The sequence below is a fragment of the Ureibacillus xyleni genome, from assembly GCF_900217795.1.
Lineage (GTDB): Bacteria > Bacillota > Bacilli > Bacillales_A > Planococcaceae > Ureibacillus > Ureibacillus xyleni.
Window position 1 is genome coordinate 36,637 of record NZ_OBMQ01000014.1, and the last position, 18,428, is coordinate 55,064.

Consider the following 18,428-nt stretch of genomic DNA (forward strand, 5'->3'; position numbering starts at 1 on the left):
ACTTTATGAGCAATTCGGATGCGAAGAAAAAACGTTTAAAGCTTTTAAGGCAGCAAGGTAAAGATGTAACTATTTCTAGAGGGAATGTTAGTTTTAGTATGCATGAACGGAAAACGAAAACGAAATTAGAAACGTTAGAAAAGAAAGATAAGAAATATAAAAAGCAATTCCTTGATGAATAGTAATTCATTAGGAATTGCTTTTTCGTTGTCTTCCCTATTTTCTAGACAAAATTAATATTGTACCTAATATGAAAAGTGTTCCGAGCCAATCGATCCAACTAAATGATACGCCAAGGAAGATTACAGCTGTGATTGCTGCTGAAAGAGGCTCTGCACAAGCAAGAAGGCTCGTTTCGGATGCTGATAAATATTTTAAGCTTTCTAAATAGCTATAAAATGATAGGACAGTACCACATACAACAACAAACAAAAAGGCAAAGTTTGTAGACCAGTACCATTCGCCTTCAAATTGCCAAGGGACGTGTACGAAGCTAAACACTACGCCACCAATGACCATTCCCCATCCAACAACGATTAAAGCTCCCCAGCGTCTTAATAGGGTGATTGGTTGAATCGTATAAAAGGCTAAACCAAATGCAGAAATAATCCCCCAGAGGAATGCTTCAGTTGAGATCGATAATGTTTGAATATTGCCGTGTGTAACAAGTAAGAATGTTCCTAAGAGTGCTAGAATTATAGCAAAAATTTCTTTCTTGTTTGGTAATCGTTTTGCTTTAAGTACAAAATATCCTGTAACTAGAGCAGGTCCTAAATATTGTAGGACAGTAGCAGTAGCGGCATTTCCATGTTTGATGGCAGCTAAGTATGTGTATTGAACACCGATCATCCCAACAACCCCAAAGATAATTATTGCTAGAATGTCTGCCTTGGTAGACCATATGCCAAAGATCCGCTTCCCTTCCCGTTTATAGGCAATTAGTATAAGTAGGAGGCCAGCACTTAATAATCGAACAGTCGTTAGCCACTCTGTACTTATATGTAAGCGTTGGAATAGATATTGTGAAACAGTACCGGATATACCCCAAAATAATGCGGCAGTTAGGACAAGTATTATCCCCTTTGTTCGATCTTGAATTACCATAAGAACCCCCTTTTCCCCAAAAGTCTTCCCATATATTGCAATATGAATATAGTATATCAAAAGGCAAGTTCTAGCAATCTATTAGAGTGCAGAAAAGAAAACGCAAGAATGGGTGGACTTGCCGTCATTCTTGCGTTTTATTATTTAAGATTCGTTATTTAATTTTGGTATAATTTTAACAAGTGATAAATTACCATCATTTGTAATATCAATTTTTAAAGAACCATTTGAATAGCGATCTGCTTTTGAGAGATCTGTTACTTTTACCTGCTCCTGTACACGTTTTTCTGTTTCTAAGAGCACTGTGTCACTTGTAGATACTACTTTTACCGTGTAGATGCGATGTGGATTTGATTTTAATTCTTTTAAGGTAACCACTCCACGTTTTGCACGGCTACTCTTTTCGATTTCGGAAACGTTCATTCGCTTAATTGCTCCGCGATGTGTGACGATAATAACATCTTCTTCACCGCTTTTTAAAACATTTACAGCTGCTAGGATATCGCCTTCTTTTAGGTTCATCCCTTTCACTCCACCTGTTTTGACCCCGGTAATAGGCAATTCCTCGAGGTCGAAACGAATGCTATAGCTTAAATAACTTGTTAATAGGAGTTCCTTATCTGTATCAGAATTAATTAAGCTAGCATGAACCATCGCATCATTTTCTTTAATATTCATTGTTCGAATTGGTTTTGAATATCTAGTTACAGAGTAGTCTGCAAGTTTCGAGCGTTTAATTTGTCCTTCTTTTGTTGCTGTCAGAATATATAGATTTTCCTGATCAAACTTATCAACGCCAATCACTTCAATAATTTCTTCATCTTTATCAATTGGTACAATACTTGATATATGTTGACCCAAATCTTTCCAACGTATATCTGGCAATTCGTGAACCGGTTGATAAATATAGTTTCCTTTATTAGTGAATAAAAGGATAAAGTGTTGCGTATTCACTGTTTGCTCGAACAATAGGTAGTCTGATTCCTTCATTGCAAAATCCTGACCGTTTGAGGCAGCATGAGAACGCGTGCTTGTTCGTTTTACATAACCATCTTTTGTAACCGTTACAACCACTTCTTCACTCGGTACTAATACATCAAGCGTTAACTTAATTTCTTCAATTTCTGCTTCAATTACTGATCGTCTTGGTTCTGCAAACTTTTTACGAATTTCGGTAAGTTCAGACTTAATCACTTTAATAAGCTGTTTTTCATTAGCTAGAATATCATTTAATTTTGAAATGGATTTTTCAAGCTCCTCTTTTTCAGCTCTTAATTCTGTAATATCCGTATTCGTTAAACGATAAAGTTGTAAGCTTACAATAGCTTCGGATTGAATTTCAGTAAATCCGTATTGTGTTTCGATATTTTGTTTCGCATCGCTTTTATTTTTAGATGCACGAATTGTTGCAATTACCTCATCTAAAATGGATATTGCCTTCATTAACCCTTCAACGATATGTAAACGATCATTTGCCTTTTGAAGGTCGTACTTAGAACGCTTCGTTACGACATCCTTTTGGTGGGCTATATATGAATCTAACAATAATGGTAATGTCATCATTGTCGGGCGTCGATTGTGAATGGCAATCATATTAAAATTGTAATTCACTTGAAGTTCAGTTGTTTTATATAAATAGTTTAATATTCCTTGAGCCTGAATGTCCTTTTTTAGTTCAATAACAATTCTTAGTCCAGTACGGTCCGATTCATCGCGAATGTCCGCAATGCCTTCCAAACGCTTATCTACACGTTGCTCATCAATTTTTTTCACTAAGTTTGCCTTGTTTACTTCAAATGGCAGTTCAGTAATGACGATTTGCTCTTTCCCGCCTTTAATTGATTCAATCTCAGTTTTAGCACGAACAATGATTTTACCCTTACCTGTTTCGTAAGCTTTCTTTATTCCATCGATACCTTGGATAATTCCACCTGTTGGGAAATCGGGACCTTTTAACACGGTCATTAATTCATCAATCGTGCAGTTGCTTTTATCAAGACGCATGAGTACTGCATCTAGAGCTTCTGTTAAATTATGAGGTGGAATATCGGTTGCATAACCAGCAGAGATCCCGGTAGAGCCATTAACTAAAAGGTTTGGGAATCTTGATGGTAATACAGTAGGTTCCATATCTTGATCGTCAAAGTTTGGTACGAAATCTACTGTTCTCTTTGTTATATCTCGTAACATTTCAGCAGCGATAGGAGAAAGGCGTGCTTCTGTATAACGCATCGCAGCAGGTGGATCTCCATCGACAGAACCGTTATTCCCATGCATTTCGATTAACATATGGCGCATTTTCCAATCTTGACTTAATCGCACCATAGCTTCGTATACAGATGAGTCTCCGTGGGGATGGAAATTACCAATTACATTTCCGACTGTTTTTGCTGATTTTCGGAATGGTTTATCATTGGTATTCCCCTCATTGAACATTGCGTATAATATACGGCGTTGTACTGGTTTTAATCCATCACGGGCATCAGGCAATGCACGGTCTTGAATAATATATTTACTATAACGACCGAACCGATCGCCCATGACTTCTTCTAGTGGTAATTCTTGGAACGCTTCAGTTGACGTCATACTTCTAATTCCTCCTCATGTTGGATGAATTCGCTTTCTAATATATTTAAATCATCCTCCATACCAAAATCAACGTTGGACTCAATCCACTTTCGTCGGGGTTCTACTTTGTCTCCCATTAATGTAGTAACACGTCGCTCAGCACGTGCACCGTCATCAATTGTAACGCGGATTAGAGTACGAGTTTCAGGGTTCATGGTTGTTTCCCATAATTGGTCTGCATTCATTTCCCCTAACCCTTTATAACGTTGAATAATGTAGCCTTTTCCAACTTTTTTTATCGCGGTTTGTAATTCTTTTTCAGTCCAAGCATATTCAATAATTTCTTTTTTGCCTGTCCCTTTTGAAATCTTATAAAGAGGTGGCAATGCAATATATACTTTTCCTGCATCAATTAATGGACGCATATATTTATAGAAGAAAGTGAGTAGTAACACTTGAATATGCGCGCCGTCCGTATCGGCATCGGTCATAATGATGACTTTATCGTATGCCGCATCTTCAACAGCAAATTCAGGACCTACACCTGCACCAATTGTATGAATAATTGTGGCAATTTCTTCGTTTTTCATAATATCTGAGAGCTTTGCTTTTTCTGTGTTAATAACTTTACCACGTAATGGCAAAATTGCTTGGAATGTTCTGTCACGGCCTTGTTTTGCAGAACCGCCCGCAGAATCACCTTCCACCAGATAAAGTTCATTTTTTGCAGCATTTCGAGATTGAGCAGGAGTTAATTTTCCTGATAATAATGTGCTGGATTTTTTCTTTTTACCATTACGAGCATCTTCACGAGCTTTTCGTGCAGCTTCACGTGCTGATTGTGCTCGAATTGCTTTACGAACTAATGAAGCTGATAAGTCAGCATTTTCTTCTAGAACGTATAACATTTGTTCAGAAACTACCGCTTCTACAGCATAACGAGCTTCTGTCGTACCAAGCTTACCTTTTGTTTGGCCTTCAAATTGCAATAAGTGCTCAGGAATTCGAACAGAAACGATAGCAGATAAACCTTCACGAATATCTGTACCTTCTAAGTTTTTGTCTTTTTCTTTTAGGAGTCCTACTTTTCTTGCATATTCATTAAAAACCCGCGTCATTGCAGATTTGGCACCGGTTTCATGGGTACCGCCATCCCGTGTACGCACGTTGTTTACAAAGGAAAGAATGGTTTCTGTATATCCATCGTTAAATTGAAATGCGAATTCTACTTCTATTTCATCTTGAGTACCTTCTACATATTTAACAGGATGAATGACATCTTTTTCTTCGTTAAGATATGCAACAAATGCTTCAATTCCATTTTCATAGTGGAATACGTCTGATTGGCCTTCCCCACGTTCATCAACCAACTCAATTTTTAACCCTTTTAGTAAAAAGGCAGATTCACGTAAACGTTCAGCTAATGTTTCGTAATTGTATTTTGTACTTGAGAATATTTCTTTATCTGGAAGGAAGTGTACGAGTGTACCAGTTTCTTTTGTTGTGCCTATTACTTCTAGTGTTGTGGCAGGTTTACCACCGTGTTCAAAACGTTGGCGGAAGATTTGTCCTTCCCGGTGAATCGTTACTTCTAAAAACTCAGAAAGTGCATTTACTACCGAAGAACCTACCCCGTGAAGCCCTCCACTTGTTTTATAGCCACCTTGTCCAAATTTACCTCCTGCATGAAGGATGGTAAAAATGACTTCAGGAGTTGGTTTCCCCATTTTATGCATACCAGTTGGCATACCACGTCCGAAATCTCGAACACTGATTGAATTATCTTCATGGATTTTTACAATGATATGTGAACCAAATCCAGCTAGAGCTTCATCCACCGCGTTATCGACTATTTCATATACTAGGTGGTGAAGGCCGCGGCTGTCTGTGGAACCAATATACATCCCCGGTCTTTTACGAACAGCTTCTAATCCTTCTAATACTTGAATGGCATCGTCATTATAAGCGATCCCTTGTTGATTAATTGCCAAATCAAATCCCCCTCCAAAAATACAAACATCCGTTCTCTATTTATACTAATCGTACTGTTATTAGGTTCTTCTGTCAATATTTCGCATACTGAACAAGCTTTTATATTGTAACAGAGAAAAGTCAAGTTTCACAAACAAACTTTATATTAACTAATTATTTACATATCAGTAAATTATAATATATCATAGTTCTTTTATTCATGATAATTTTCACTTTTTCCTTCAAGTTCATTCACATTCTTTTAAAAATTATTTAGTATGATAAATGTAACGAATTTCAATTACAAATGAAAATTATCTTTCGGACGGGTTCAAAAAAGAGTAAACTGTTATTACATTTATTAGTATTAGAAAGGAACAAAATATGATTAATGCAATTATAATAATTTGTGCTTATGTAATTGGTTCAATTCCATCTGGCTTATGGATAGGCAAAATCTTCTATAATACAGATATACGAGATCATGGAAGTGGTAACTTAGGGGGGACAAACTCTTTTCGTGTTCTTGGTAAAAAAGCAGGAATTGTTGTAACATTATTAGATATATTAAAAGGAACAGCTGCTACTTTACTTCCACTACTTCCCTTTTTTGCAGACACAACAATCCATCCATTAATTTTAGGTGTTATAGCAGTAGTAGGCCACATGTTTCCTATATTTGCAGGCTTCCGTGGTGGTAAGGCCGTCGCAACTTCTGGTGGCGTTCTATTAGGGTATGCGTGGCCCTTATTTCTAGTTTTAATTATAGGATTTTTCATTTCGTTAAAATTAACGAAAATGGTTAGTTTATCATCAATGATTGTTTCTGTAATTGCGGTGATTTATAGTATTATCTACATGATCGTCACTGGGGATTATGCTTTATTAATTTTAGTATTACTTTTAGCCGGATTTATTTTCTACCGTCATCGGGCTAATATTAAACGAATAAAAGATGGTACTGAACCGAAAGTGAAATGGATATAAGAGCTCGTCTGAAAGGATGTCTTTAAATTGAAACTAAATATTACTAAAGAAGCAATTGATTGGTTTAAAAAAGAGATGGAAGCAACAAACGGAGACTATATTCGTTTTTACGCAAGATATGGTGGTTCTTCCCCGTTTCATGAAGCGTTTTCGTTAGGAATGAATCGTGAAGAACCGATTGATATCGGAGAAGAAACGGTTGTGGATGGAATTCATTTTTATATTGAAAAAGATGATTTATGGTTTTTCAATGAGCATGATTTACACGTAAAAGTGGATGCTACTTTAGATGAGCTGGCATATGAATATATTAAAGGATGAAAAACGGGAGCCATTTTGTGCTTCCCGTTTTTTTGTGATTATAAATCCGCTGTTTCCACCAATCTTTTAATCATACTGTAAATATTTATTGTCTCAATCTCGAGTTCCATTTGTTTGTTCATAAAAATAACTAAACCATTTCCCTTCTCTCGATTGTATAAGGCAATCGAAAAAATACCCGGATCTGAACCCGTATGACCGATGATGTTGCCGTTATTTAATTTTTTCATAAACACATCTTCTAAAGTAGAATAACTCCATCCTAACGCCTGTTTTCCTTCATTTGAATGGGGTTTCAACATTTCTTCTATTGTTTCAGGTTGAAGGATTTTGTCATCAGTTTCTTCTATTGACATACTCGTTAAAAACTTACTAAATTCGATGACGTTTGTTTTCAGCGACCCATCAGGATAGGTAGGAAATGAATAATGGGGTAATTCTTTTCCATATTCATAAGGGGATGCAATATTATCTGTCTCAATATTTTGATGCTTCCATTCTGTGTTTTTCATTCCGATTGGTTTAAAAATCGTTTCTTTCACATATTTATCAAAGGGCATGTTTGTAGCCTTTTCGACGATGAAACCTAACAATCCATAGCCAACATTACTATATTCGAATGTTTCGCCAGGTTTATTTTCGGTGAAATTCGTTTCTTTCGAATACCATTTGCCGTTTTTATCAAGATATTCTTTTACAAATTGTTCTAAAGTGATGTTGGAATCTCCACCTCCACTTTCAATTGTATATAACTCGTCCAATACATCCCAATTATCTTTAATACTTGAAGTATGATCCAATAACATCCGAATTGTAATCGTTTCATTTGGGAAATGGGGGTTTTTCAATTGGAATGGTAAATATTTATTCACATCATCATCTAAATCAATAAATTTTTCTTCATGTAATTTTAACACTGTCGTTGCTGTTACGACTTTTGAAAGTGAAGCGATTTGAAATAAGGTTTCATCGTTTACTTTCATATTTTCATTGGCATAGCCATATTGTATAGTTTGATCGATTTTATTATCTTTTATAATCGCGATGGATACACCTTTCACACTTGTCTTTTCCAGTTTGTTTGTAACAAATTCCTCTAAATTAGAAGGATTGGAAAAATCAACTTTTACAAAGACTACAGCAGTGCCTACAACAATAATGGCTAGTAATATGCTTAACATTATTTTTACTATTTTTTTAATCAGAACAATTCCTCCCTTTACTCCTCCCTATCTTTAACGCTATTTACCGCAAACTTGTTTCATTTTACCATTTGAGGGAAAAATTTTGGGGCGGATGTTACAATCTGGTTTTTAATCCGTTTTTATATGTGGAAAGACAAAGGCCTTCGTCAAACCAATTTAAACTAGGAGGAAATAGAAATGATTAAAAGAACAATTTTAGGCACTGCCCTAGCATTAGGAATATCAACTGTAGGCTTCGTTCAACTTGCAGATCAACCATTCAAAACTGTGGAGGCAAGTGAAATCGAGCAACAAATTCAAAAATCATCCCTTCAAGAAAGATTAGATATGCTGGAGTTAAGCGTGCTTCCAACTTCATCTGAAGAAGCAATTGCTAACTTTGCAAAGGCAGTAAAATTAAGAAACGGCGCGTTACAATATGCTTTACTTTCTGAAAATGAAAAAGCAAAAGTGACGAAAAAATTCGAGGAAAATCACTGGGTCACTGGTGGTTCAAGTCCATGGGTAGAAACGTATCAAGTGGTTAGCGAAAAGGAATTAAAAGCTGGAACTAAGATGGAGTATGTGGTGGAGTTCCACTTATTCACTTCAACTGGTAAAGCAGGAACAGATCAAGCTCGACTTACTGTGGAGAAAAATGGCAATAACTGGTTCATTACAAATATTGAGCCTACATCAAAAAAATCAGTGGGCATTTGGAAAACATATGATGAAATGAATGTAATGGATCTTGAGGAGCAGCTGAAATCAATGGAAACTTATAATAGTTCAAATGGCTATAGTTTCCTACTACCTAGTGAAATGATGAAAAAATTAACGATTAAGGAAGGCACTTGTGAGAATGAGGAAGGAAAACCGGCATGTACTTCTTTCTATTATAAAGATGAAAAACAGAAACAAGATATATTCCTATTCTCGCTTATGTATTTGACTAAGCAGCAAGCAAAATCTGCTTACTATCAGGATCATCCATTTTTAAAGTTTGCAATGAATAACGACAAAAAAGGAACATTTTACATTGTAGAAACTAGTGAACATCCATATGGAGATGCCGAGAATACAGCTGAAGGTAAAGAATGGAGTTATTTGTATCATTCACTTGGGGAAAGATTAAAAACGTTAGTGCCAACTTCAAATTAATAACAAGGTTACGGGAGCGGTGAGTACATTTCACCCTCCTTTTTTGTTGTAGCGTTTCAGTGATGGACGATGATAGGTATAGTCTTCATAGTGAGCATGAATACGATTTTACCGGATTTCCCCAACGATTATTATCTTCATAAGGGGCATGAATACAATTTTATTAGATTCCCCCGCTAATTTTAATTCATTATTGGAGATGAATACTATTCTTCATTATTTCCCCTACTTATCATCAACGGATTAAGCTTAGTTCTATCCAATACATAAATCGATTTTGCTATCCATTATATAAAAAATTATTATGAAAGGATTGATTACTACGATTTTAGGGATTATTGGGAAAAAGAGTTTATGAATTAGAAAGAGCCAAAATAAAACCCCATAACCTAAAACAGTTATGAGGCAAAATGATTTATTTAATTGGTTCCAAATTTTGAATGTCCACCGGTTGTAACGTTCTATATTGGTCATGCACGGTATCGACCATCATCGTTTCTCCATTCCAATACTGAATATAGGCATTTGCAATTTCGAATGTTTGTTGTTCGAGATCCACTACATAAACAAACGGTGTCTCACTTGAATCTGGGAAGAGATTTAATGCAAGGTATTTCCCATTTGGACTTTGAATCATGCTCTCTAAAAGAACTTTCGGTTGGTTGATTCTTAGTAAAAATTCTAGTTTTTCACGTTGAATGTCATAAGACCATATACTAACGCCGGATGTTTCTTCGCCCATTTCCTGCACACCAAAATAAATGACATTCTTTTTGCTGTTATAGTAAGTAGAGCTTAATCGATAATTTCCACTTTTGATTTGGTTTTTGTCTAGTTGATTTATTGAAATTAAATCTTTTGTTTCCCCATTTTGAGTTATTTGTAGTGTTTTCATATCATCTGAAGAAACCAACAAAGTGTTAATTTCCGAAACGTCTTCAATTTTATAACGCCCGTCAACTTTATTTAATCTGAATTCATATTGATCGATACTAGTGTAAGGTAAATGACTATCAGAACGAGTGACTTCAACTTGAACGAATTCGTCTTTAACTGATATAATTTGATACCCTGTGATTCTTGGATTTGACACAGTTAGGAATTCAGGAGGTGACACCATTAAACTTTTAGCGTAATCATCATCACGCACCATCAATGCTTGCATGAACTGATCCACTGTTTCTTCCGACGAAAGCGATTCCGTTCCTAATCCAATTTTCATCACAGTTGTTTCTACGATTTCAGTATCGTACAATCGATCTTTCACTAAGTATATTGTGTTGTCTTCTCCCCAAACTGGTGTGCGATATTCGTATAATGGTAAATCAACCTCTCTTTGAAGAAGGTTTGATGTTAATTGTTTCTTTGTTTCAAGATCAGTATCTGCAATCCAAACTTGATCAAAGTCATTTTCCTTTTTAATGTAGGCTATATAATCCCCGGACATACTGATTGATGGAGAATGACCTTGGTCAACAATCGTTTTCTCGTTATTTTTTAAATTTTCTTTTATAATATTTCCCTGTTCCTCGTAAAGCTTAAATTTATCGGTCTCAACTGTTGGGCTACTCTTTACTGCTTCCGTCTTTGTTAATCCTTTTTCAGATAAAATAAATGATTCTCCATTCTTCATTGTGACGTAGATGTTCCCGTCATTTTGAATCATTGTGTGAATATTTCCTCGAGCTACGTCAACAAAAGAGATGGCATGTGTCACGAGGAGTTCGTTAGCATTCACCGGTCTAGATTGTAAAGAAGTTACAATGATTGATAAAAACAATAGTGCAGCGGCAACGGTAATACCATAAACCCTCGTTGGCTTTCTTTTACGCTTCTTTTCAAAGGACTTTCTTAGCGTTTTTTTTAGTTGTTGGTCTACCGGGATAAAGTTTTTTGCTTCTCGCAGCAGCCTTTCAACTTTTTCCTCATCCATTATGTTTCCCCCAAACATTTCGTTATTAGTGATTTTAATTTTTTCGTAATTCTAGCGGTTTTGACCCGGATTGAATTATCGGGTTTATTCAGCAGGGTCGCAACATCTTTAAATTTTAGTTCTGCAAAATATCGTAAATTAATAATCTCTTGGTCTTCTTCTGGTAAATAGTGGATTGACTTTTGTAGACAGGACATTTCATCCGCCACTTCAAGTGAATCTTCAAATGGCACAGGTGTCATATACAGTTCTAAATCTTCAACAGGAACCCCCTTCTTTTTTCGGTAATAATCGACAATCGAATTACGGGCAATTGCAAATAACCAGGCTTTTTGGTTTTGAATCGTGTATGCATCATATTTTTCATAACATTTCCGAAAAATTTCGCTCACAATATCTTCTGCATCCCACTTATTTCCCGTTTTGACGTAAACATAACGATAAACTTCATTAAAGTATTGATCGTACATATTTAGGAAGCCATCTTCCATACATACCACTCCTGTATTTGATAATAAGACGTGTAAAAAATCTTAATTGCAACATATTGATAAGAAACTTTTGTTAATTGAATTGTAATCGAACCCAATTATATAAGTCGTTAGAATAAGGCAAATGTAACAGTATTTATAAAAAATTTTTTTCATAAAAAAAACTGCCGAAGAAAGAAACTTCGACAGTAATGCACGATTATTTAAAACGTTTGATATTTACAGCTTCATTTGGTAAATCCAGTGCATTTACAAGGCTGTTATAGGCATCAATAATTTCTGGATAAATTGTTTCGACTTGATCGACATTTACTTCTCCGTCAAAGTCATAACGTGCCGGGTTAAATTCTGCATTAAATGTTTGCAAATGTAGTAATAGATTTTGCATTTCTTGGGAATCTCTTATTGCAGGATCCATATTTGTATGGACTTGTAATGAATGTTTGTTGGCAGTATAGCGTTCAATTAAAGTAGCACGCTTTTTGCCATTTTTATGAGCAATGTTTTTCAGCTCTTTTGCACAATCAATTACATTTTTTGCTTGTTGAACTATCAATTCTTTTGGTTCCATTAAGATTACGACCTTTCTAAAAATCTTTCTATTAAATTATTTACTCGACATTATTTTATCATTTTTTCGCCTGAGATATCATTTATGACGCTTTGTGTCTAAATTTCACTATTTTCCAGGTAATTAAATTTCCCATTATTTCAGCCAATGCTGGGGTATGCTCAAGTGTTGTGGCAATTTAGTTTGTTTATCCCCATTCGCTGCATTTACTTGTGCTTGGGTAAGGAATATGCTGCCCGTTAAATTAGCATTACTTAAGTTTGTATCCCGAAGATCAGCTCCTAAAAAGTCGCAGTTTCTCAAGTCTGCATTACTCAAATTTGCCGCGATAAGGAAGGATCCTCTAAAATTACTACCTTTTAAATTTTTACCTTTCAAATTGGCACCAAATAGATTACCTGTGTTTTTTAATTGAGTTTTTTCATTTCCCCGGACTAGAGAACTGATCTTTTCAAGAATATTTGAAACATGTGCTCTATGTTGAGGGATATCTAATTCAAGGATATATTTTGGGCTAAGTTCGGTAAGTGCAACTATATCTTCCATTACTTTTACGATTTCGTTATGTAAGGGTTGTGTTTTTTTTAAGTTTAGCCCTTCTTGTAAGTAATAAAGCATTTCGTATAGTTGTTGCATTTTAGGAAATACATTGAACATTTCGTTTGCGATTTCGGGATGTTTGCGCCAATCTTGGCCATGGAACGTATCTTGGGAGACATGTTGACCAGCCCCAAAGCATTCATAAACTGTACATCCTTTAAATCCTTTATTTCTTAAATCGCTATGTATGCGACAACGAAAATTTTCATCTAAATTATTACAAGGAGTGCCCCCGTCTTTATTTACAGCAAAATCTGCGGATTGCGCATATGGTAATGCTACGCAGCACAATCCAAAACAATTTTGACAATCTGCTTTGTAAACATCAATAAGTTGATTATTTAATAGTTTATTCGACAATTTTATTCTCTTCCTTTTAATTGAAGTTGTTTCCTATGCTAATTTATTGCATCAACAATAAAATTACAAGGAATTTTATTACATTTGTGAATATAAATTTAAAACTAACGAACGTTAGTGTATAATAAATTATGTAAGGAGGCAAGTTTAATGACACAAACGACGAAAGAAAAAATTTTTTTTACAGCCCTCGATTTATTTTCTAAAAAAGGGTTTAGTGGGGTTTCCATTCGTGAAATCACAAGAGAAGTGGGTATTAAAGAGAGCTCGTTGTATAACCACTTTAGCAATAAGGACGAAATATTAGCGTCAATCTTAACTCATTTTCGAGGCGACTTTTCCAAAACATTGCCACCAATTGAGATGCTTGATCACATTTTACAAAGTAGTACTGTCGAACAGTTTCTTAAAGCAGGCCATCGAAATTTTAAAAATTTCATGGAAGATGAAAACCGTGTAAAAATGTGGCGAGTATTACAAATGGAACAATTCCGTACCCCTCTAGCCCGTGAAGTTATTTTAGAAGATTTGTTTAAAACGACCATTCGTTTCCTAGAAATTGTTTTCCAAAAGTTAATCGACTTAAAAAAAATACGAGAATATGATCCAAAAACATTAGCCATCGAGTACCAGTATCCGGTTTTTTCCCTACTTACGGAATATACTATTTTAAAATTTGATGGTAAGGATACGAGTGAAGTAGAGTCAAGATTAGACAATCATATCGAGTTCTTTTTAGAGTTAATTACGATTAAATAAACATAGGCAAACTCAAAATTTGAGTTTGCCTAATGTTTTTACACAACCGAAATACCTAAAGAGGCTAATAATACATAAATCACCATTTGTAAATCCATTACGTAATGTGCAATTAGAAGTGGAGTTATATTTCTTGTCTTATGAAATATAATGGCAACAACAAATGCTAATGGTATAAACGCCAATAAACGCCACGAAATGTATGCCCCACCTAAAACAATTGGTAGCGGTCCATGTTGAAGCGAAAGAAATAATGCTGGTAAGATAATTGCTAAAGCAACACTTCCCCATTTTTTCTCGATTCTAGGAAATGCATAGCCAAAGTAAGTTGGTAGCTCAACTAGAGCATTACTTAGCGGGAACAATATTAACGCGATGATTGCAGCTCCTAAAGGAAGTGCTTGCATCATATTTGCAGGTGGTTGCATCGTTCCAAAAACTAAATAAGAAACGCCATATAATCCAATTGCTGCAAATGGAAAACTAATTAATAAATACAGTAGCCCTTTTAGTACATCTTTCCCTAATTTTTCCTTCTTAAAGTGTAGAATTGTGTTGTACGACTTATCTTCTTTATTAAGTAAATATTTTAAAACGATAAAACTAGCAACATTCGCTAAGATTGCTTGGTATGGCCACCACTTCTCTGCTTCTTTCATTGCATCTGAAGATCCTAGTAAATTAAATATAAGAATCATAACAAGACCAAAAACAAGGAAAAAAATCGTCCTCATACATAATGTAAATAAAATAGCTTTATTCCCCATAATATCCCCTTCTCATTTTGTACTAACGTTCGTTAGTTATATCATATGCTAACGAACGTTAGTTTTCAACCGTTAATTAACAAAAAATAAAAAAAGACTGCAATATTTAGCAGTCTTAGATTTTCCCATTTTTTCTTGCTTGCATTTCATCTTGAATTTCTTCTTTCATTGCAGCAATGGACGTTCTTCTTCTTTCATTTTTTTGTTTTAGTCTTTCACGCTCTTCTGGATCTGCAAATTCCATACTAATCTCAGCCTCATGAAGTTTGTGTTCAGTATTTTCCACCATTTCTTGTAATCGTTCAACATTATTATGTCGGTTGTCTGGTTTGGGCATTTATGAAACCTCCAAAATTCTTTTTCTCGATTTAGTTTGTTTTAATTTTATTTCGGTATACTTTAATTATGATGTTTTAGGAGGTTTTTATGAAAGTTTCAGGAAATACAATTCTTATTACTGGTGGTGCATCTGGCATCGGTTTAGCATTGGCACAACGTTTTATAAATGCAGATAATACGGTTATACTTGTTGGACGACGTGAGGAAAAATTACGGGAAGTTCAATCAAAGTACCCATCTGTTCATATTAAGGTTTGCGACGTTTCACTTGAAGGGGACCGCATCGAGCTTTCCGAGTGGCTTCGCAAAGAATTTCCTTCCCTGAATGTACTAATCAATAACGCAGGCATTCAACAGCAAGTCAATTTGTTAAAAGCAAAACAGAATTGGAGTTACTACCAAAAAGAAATCACGACGAATATAGAAGGACCAATTCATTTAACGATGCTTTTGATTCATCAAATCATAAAACAAGCGCATGGAACAATTATTAATATTTCTTCTGGATTAGCTTTAAGACCTGGAGTTTGGGTACCAATTTACAGTGCAACAAAAGCAGCCATTCACTCTTTTACAGTGTCGTTACGTCATCAATTGGCAGATACAATTGTAGAAGTCGTTGAAGTATTCCCACCTGCAGTCAATACGGATTTGGGTGGAGTTGGTGTTCATACGACAGGTGCCCCTTTGGATGATTTTGCAGACTCTGTATTTAATCGATTGTTGAAAGGTGATTTAGAGATTGGCTATGGGGATTCTGAAAAGCGACTTTCAGCAACAAAACTAGAAATTGATGAAGGTACAAAGCAGGCGTGGGAAGGTTTCATAAAAAAGAATCCAAATTTTTAAGGAGAAGAATTGTTAAAATTCCTCTCCTTTAAATTTGTTCTTTTAAAATATTTCGTAAATGCTCAGCTGAAACGAATGCTTTTTCGTCTTGAGGCATTTCCCCCGGTTTACTCGCCCGCCCAATTAAATATCCTTCAAATGAGGTATTAAAAAAGTTGAAAATATATTGAAACTGCTGAATTAATGGTAAACCTTTTATGTAGGGATTATCTCCACCTACTGCAATAACATATGCTTTTTTCTTGGCCATATCAGCTCGGAAATTCGGAAAGTTTTTATCTCGCAATGTTTGTGACCATCGATCGATAAATAATTTCATCGTTCCCGACATGCTATACCAATAGATTGGCGTTGCAAAAATGAAAATATCGTGTTTCATGACTTGTTCAATGATTTTATTATAATCATCGTCCACCTCTTGAAAGCCCTTTTCAGAATGGCGTTCGTCTACAATAGGAAGAATTTTATAATGACGTAAATAGATTTTTTCCACAGGTATATCTTTTATCACTTGCTCCGTTAGCATCTCCGTGTTGCCATTTTCTCGTGTACTACCGTAAATTACCACTATGGACATAACAATCGCTCCTTTATATATAGGTTATTCAAATGGATGAAACATTAAAACAACCTGAGCATGATTAAAAAATTTAAGCATGTATATGATAAAAAAGAGCAATTATGTTAGATTGTTCAAATGGATGAAACATTAAAACAACCTGAGCATGATTAAAAAATTTAAGCATGTATATGATAAAAAAGAGCAATTATGTTAGATTGTTCAAATATACGAAACGAGGAGAATTAAGATGACTTTTCAAAATGTAACGATTGCTGGAAGTGGTGTTTTAGGGAGTCAAATTGCATTCCAAACTGCCTATAAAGGGTTTAAAGTTTCCGTTTATGATATTAATGACGCAGCGATTGAGAATGCAAAAAATCGTTTGATGCAATTAAAAGAGCGATATAAACAGGATTTAGGAGCGAGTGATGAGGCTGTAGAGTCGGCATATAATCGAATGTCATTTTACACAGATTTAGCACAAGCCGTAAATGATGCGGATTTAGTCATTGAGGCGGTCCCAGAATTGGTAGAAATCAAGACGAAATTTTATCAACAGTTGGCTCAAGTGGCACCAGAAAAAACAATTTTTGCGACGAATTCATCGACACTGCTTCCAAGTCAGTTTGCAGATGCAACAGGAAGACCCCAAAAGTTTTTAGCTCTTCATTTTGCAAACGAAATTTGGGTAAATAATACAGCAGAAATTATGAAACATCCAAATACAGATCCAGATGTATTTGAAGCAATTGTGGATTTTGCAAAAGCCATTGGAATGGTTGCCTTGCCATTACAGAAAGAACAGCCTGGATATATTTTAAATTCCTTGTTAGTACCGTTTTTAGAAGCTGCACAAATGTTATTAGTGAAAGGCATAGCGGATCCAGAAACAATTGATAAAACGTGGATGATCGCAACAGGTGCTCCTAAAGGGCCTTTTGCCATTTTAGATGTGGTTGGCATTAACACCGCTTATAACATTGCCTATGCGAAAGGACAAGCTGGCAATGAACAATCGAGAAAGGTTGCCGAGTATCTAAAAATGGAATATATCGATAAAGGAAAACTTGGTACTGGAACAAATGAAGGATTTTACTCTTATCCAAATCCTAAATATTTAGAACATGATTTTTTAGCGGATTAATATTATCTGGGCGGCAACTTCACCGCCCTCACTTTTAATAAAGCATATCCAGAACACGAGGGTCGATTAAATTTGTATCAACTCTTAGGTCTTCTGCGTCCCTTCCATATTGCCAAGCCCAAACATTCGCATCGCAATCTGGCATTACTGGTTTAAATGGTGGCGCATCTTTTGCTTTTGTGAGCCCTATTTCTGGTTCTGCACTCCAAAGAATTGCTTGCACTGCTACTTTTTTGTCTTGGTCTACTGCTTCACAATAAGCTTCAGAAAACTTCCCTTCTGATGGATAATAGTAGAATCCTGGTTTGTAATCCGTATTGTATAAATAATCTACATACCCTCGAATCCACGTACTATCAACTTCAAAGGACCGATCTATGTTTACAAAAATCGGTGTTCCCTTGCTTATGCCTAATCGTTTCGCCTGATATGCAGCATTCATCGCGACAACTTTTGCGTGATTTTCCCCTATTGCTCTTTTGAAATCGTTATAAATAGGCATAAGTTTAGTACCATTATGATGAAGTAACTGAATCTCATCCTTCGTTAATCCTTCTGCTGCACCCTCAACCCGTGTCAAATATCTTCCCCAATAATCTGGTTTTCCGTATTTTTGACGTACTGCATTGTATAACTCTTGTGTTACGTTTTGAGAAGAGTCTACACCCCAATGATAAGTAACCACCTGCGTACCTCTTTTCTATTAAATTTTGTTCATGAAATCTGACAAGTCTAATCACCGTAAATTTTGAAACAT

General features: G+C 35.4%; 19 protein-coding genes. 7 read left to right on the forward strand and 12 right to left on the reverse strand.

Translation table 11 applies throughout. The features are described 5' to 3' along the window. Positions 1-5: 5 nt before the first annotated feature. Positions 6-182 carry a hypothetical protein gene (locus CRO00_RS20355; protein ID WP_202615699.1) on the forward strand — a complete coding sequence of 59 codons (177 nt, stop codon included), beginning with the start codon at positions 6-8 and terminating at the stop codon, positions 180-182. A gap of 34 nt (positions 183-216) precedes the next feature. Here the strand turns inward: CRO00_RS20355 and CRO00_RS16515 are convergent, their stop codons facing one another. The 3 genes from CRO00_RS16515 to parE form a co-directional block, all read right to left on the reverse strand. After that, positions 217-1,104 (reverse strand): DMT family transporter, encoded by an 888-nt coding sequence (locus tag CRO00_RS16515; RefSeq protein ID WP_097074776.1) that lies wholly within the window; start codon positions 1,102-1,104, stop codon positions 217-219. Positions 1,105-1,248: 144 nt separating this feature from the next. After that, positions 1,249-3,690 (reverse strand): DNA topoisomerase IV subunit A, encoded by a 2,442-nt coding sequence (gene parC, locus CRO00_RS16520; RefSeq protein ID WP_097074777.1) that lies wholly within the window; start codon positions 3,688-3,690, stop codon positions 1,249-1,251. Next, positions 3,687-5,663: a DNA topoisomerase IV subunit B gene (parE, locus tag CRO00_RS16525; RefSeq protein WP_097074778.1), complete on the reverse strand. Its 1,977-nt coding sequence runs from the start codon at positions 5,661-5,663 to the stop codon at positions 3,687-3,689. The genes parC and parE overlap by 4 nt, the downstream gene beginning before the upstream one ends. Positions 5,664-6,027: 364 nt before the next feature. On the opposite strand from parE, the gene plsY reads away from it, so the two are divergent. Together plsY and CRO00_RS16535 are read left to right on the forward strand one after the other, a co-directional pair. Then, entirely contained in the window at positions 6,028-6,630 is a 603-nt protein-coding gene (gene plsY / locus CRO00_RS16530) for a glycerol-3-phosphate 1-O-acyltransferase PlsY (protein ID WP_097074779.1), read from the forward strand. Between the two features lie 27 nt (positions 6,631-6,657). Then, the gene (locus tag CRO00_RS16535; RefSeq protein ID WP_097074780.1) at positions 6,658-6,951 is read left to right on the forward strand and encodes a HesB/YadR/YfhF family protein; all 294 of its coding nucleotides are present in this window, start codon (positions 6,658-6,660) and stop codon (positions 6,949-6,951) included. Between the two features lie 38 nt (positions 6,952-6,989). On the opposite strand, the gene CRO00_RS16540 is transcribed toward CRO00_RS16535, so the two are convergent. Next, positions 6,990-8,132 carry a serine hydrolase domain-containing protein gene (locus CRO00_RS16540; protein ID WP_097074781.1) on the reverse strand — a complete coding sequence of 381 codons (1,143 nt, stop codon included), beginning with the start codon at positions 8,130-8,132 and terminating at the stop codon, positions 6,990-6,992. 201 nt (positions 8,133-8,333) lie between these two features. Between CRO00_RS16540 and CRO00_RS16545 the strand changes: the two genes are divergently transcribed. Continuing rightward, on the forward strand, positions 8,334-9,296 hold the full coding sequence (locus tag CRO00_RS16545) for a hypothetical protein (RefSeq protein WP_097074782.1): 963 nt from the start codon (positions 8,334-8,336) through the stop codon (positions 9,294-9,296). 415 nt (positions 9,297-9,711) lie between these two features. Here the strand turns inward: CRO00_RS16545 and CRO00_RS16550 are convergent, their stop codons facing one another. The 4 genes from CRO00_RS16550 to CRO00_RS16565 all read right to left on the reverse strand — a co-directional run bounded on the left by CRO00_RS16550 (position 9,712) and on the right by CRO00_RS16565 (position 13,251). Next, the gene (locus tag CRO00_RS16550; protein ID WP_097074783.1) at positions 9,712-11,229 is read right to left on the reverse strand and encodes a hypothetical protein; all 1,518 of its coding nucleotides are present in this window, start codon (positions 11,227-11,229) and stop codon (positions 9,712-9,714) included. After that, positions 11,229-11,720: an RNA polymerase sigma factor gene (locus CRO00_RS16555; protein ID WP_097074784.1), complete on the reverse strand. Its 492-nt coding sequence runs from the start codon at positions 11,718-11,720 to the stop codon at positions 11,229-11,231. The genes CRO00_RS16550 and CRO00_RS16555 overlap by 1 nt, the downstream gene beginning before the upstream one ends. Positions 11,721-11,919: 199 nt before the next feature. Beyond that, the gene (locus tag CRO00_RS16560) at positions 11,920-12,291 is read right to left on the reverse strand and encodes a hypothetical protein (protein WP_097074785.1); all 372 of its coding nucleotides are present in this window, start codon (positions 12,289-12,291) and stop codon (positions 11,920-11,922) included. Positions 12,292-12,426: 135 nt separating this feature from the next. Further along, positions 12,427-13,251 (reverse strand): pentapeptide repeat-containing protein, encoded by an 825-nt coding sequence (locus tag CRO00_RS16565; RefSeq protein ID WP_097074786.1) that lies wholly within the window; start codon positions 13,249-13,251, stop codon positions 12,427-12,429. Positions 13,252-13,401: 150 nt separating this feature from the next. On the opposite strand from CRO00_RS16565, the gene CRO00_RS16570 reads away from it, so the two are divergent. Continuing rightward, entirely contained in the window at positions 13,402-14,010 is a 609-nt protein-coding gene (locus CRO00_RS16570) for a TetR/AcrR family transcriptional regulator (RefSeq protein ID WP_097074787.1), read from the forward strand. Between the two features lie 38 nt (positions 14,011-14,048). Here CRO00_RS16570 and CRO00_RS16575 read toward each other — a convergent pair whose 3' ends face one another. Together CRO00_RS16575 and tlp are read right to left on the reverse strand one after the other, a co-directional pair. Further along, on the reverse strand, positions 14,049-14,777 hold the full coding sequence (locus CRO00_RS16575; RefSeq protein WP_097074788.1) for a CPBP family glutamic-type intramembrane protease: 729 nt from the start codon (positions 14,775-14,777) through the stop codon (positions 14,049-14,051). Between the two features lie 115 nt (positions 14,778-14,892). Next, positions 14,893-15,114, reverse strand: coding sequence for a small acid-soluble spore protein Tlp (gene tlp / locus CRO00_RS16580; RefSeq protein WP_097074789.1), 222 nt, complete (start codon positions 15,112-15,114; stop codon positions 14,893-14,895). Positions 15,115-15,203: 89 nt separating this feature from the next. Between tlp and CRO00_RS16585 the strand changes: the two genes are divergently transcribed. Further along, the gene (locus CRO00_RS16585; RefSeq protein WP_097074790.1) at positions 15,204-15,965 is read left to right on the forward strand and encodes an SDR family oxidoreductase; all 762 of its coding nucleotides are present in this window, start codon (positions 15,204-15,206) and stop codon (positions 15,963-15,965) included. A gap of 28 nt (positions 15,966-15,993) precedes the next feature. Here CRO00_RS16585 and CRO00_RS16590 read toward each other — a convergent pair whose 3' ends face one another. Continuing rightward, positions 15,994-16,542, reverse strand: a complete 549-nt coding sequence (locus CRO00_RS16590; RefSeq protein ID WP_097074791.1) for a flavodoxin family protein — start codon at positions 16,540-16,542, stop codon at positions 15,994-15,996. Positions 16,543-16,774: 232 nt separating this feature from the next. Between CRO00_RS16590 and CRO00_RS16595 the strand changes: the two genes are divergently transcribed. Next, complete coding sequence (locus tag CRO00_RS16595) at positions 16,775-17,671, forward strand: 3-hydroxyacyl-CoA dehydrogenase (protein ID WP_097074792.1); 897 nt, start codon at positions 16,775-16,777, stop codon at positions 17,669-17,671. A 34-nt stretch (positions 17,672-17,705) separates the two neighbouring features. On the opposite strand, the gene CRO00_RS16600 is transcribed toward CRO00_RS16595, so the two are convergent. After that, positions 17,706-18,356, reverse strand: a complete 651-nt coding sequence (locus CRO00_RS16600; RefSeq protein ID WP_097074793.1) for a glycoside hydrolase domain-containing protein — start codon at positions 18,354-18,356, stop codon at positions 17,706-17,708. Between the last annotated feature and the right edge of the window lie 72 nt (positions 18,357-18,428).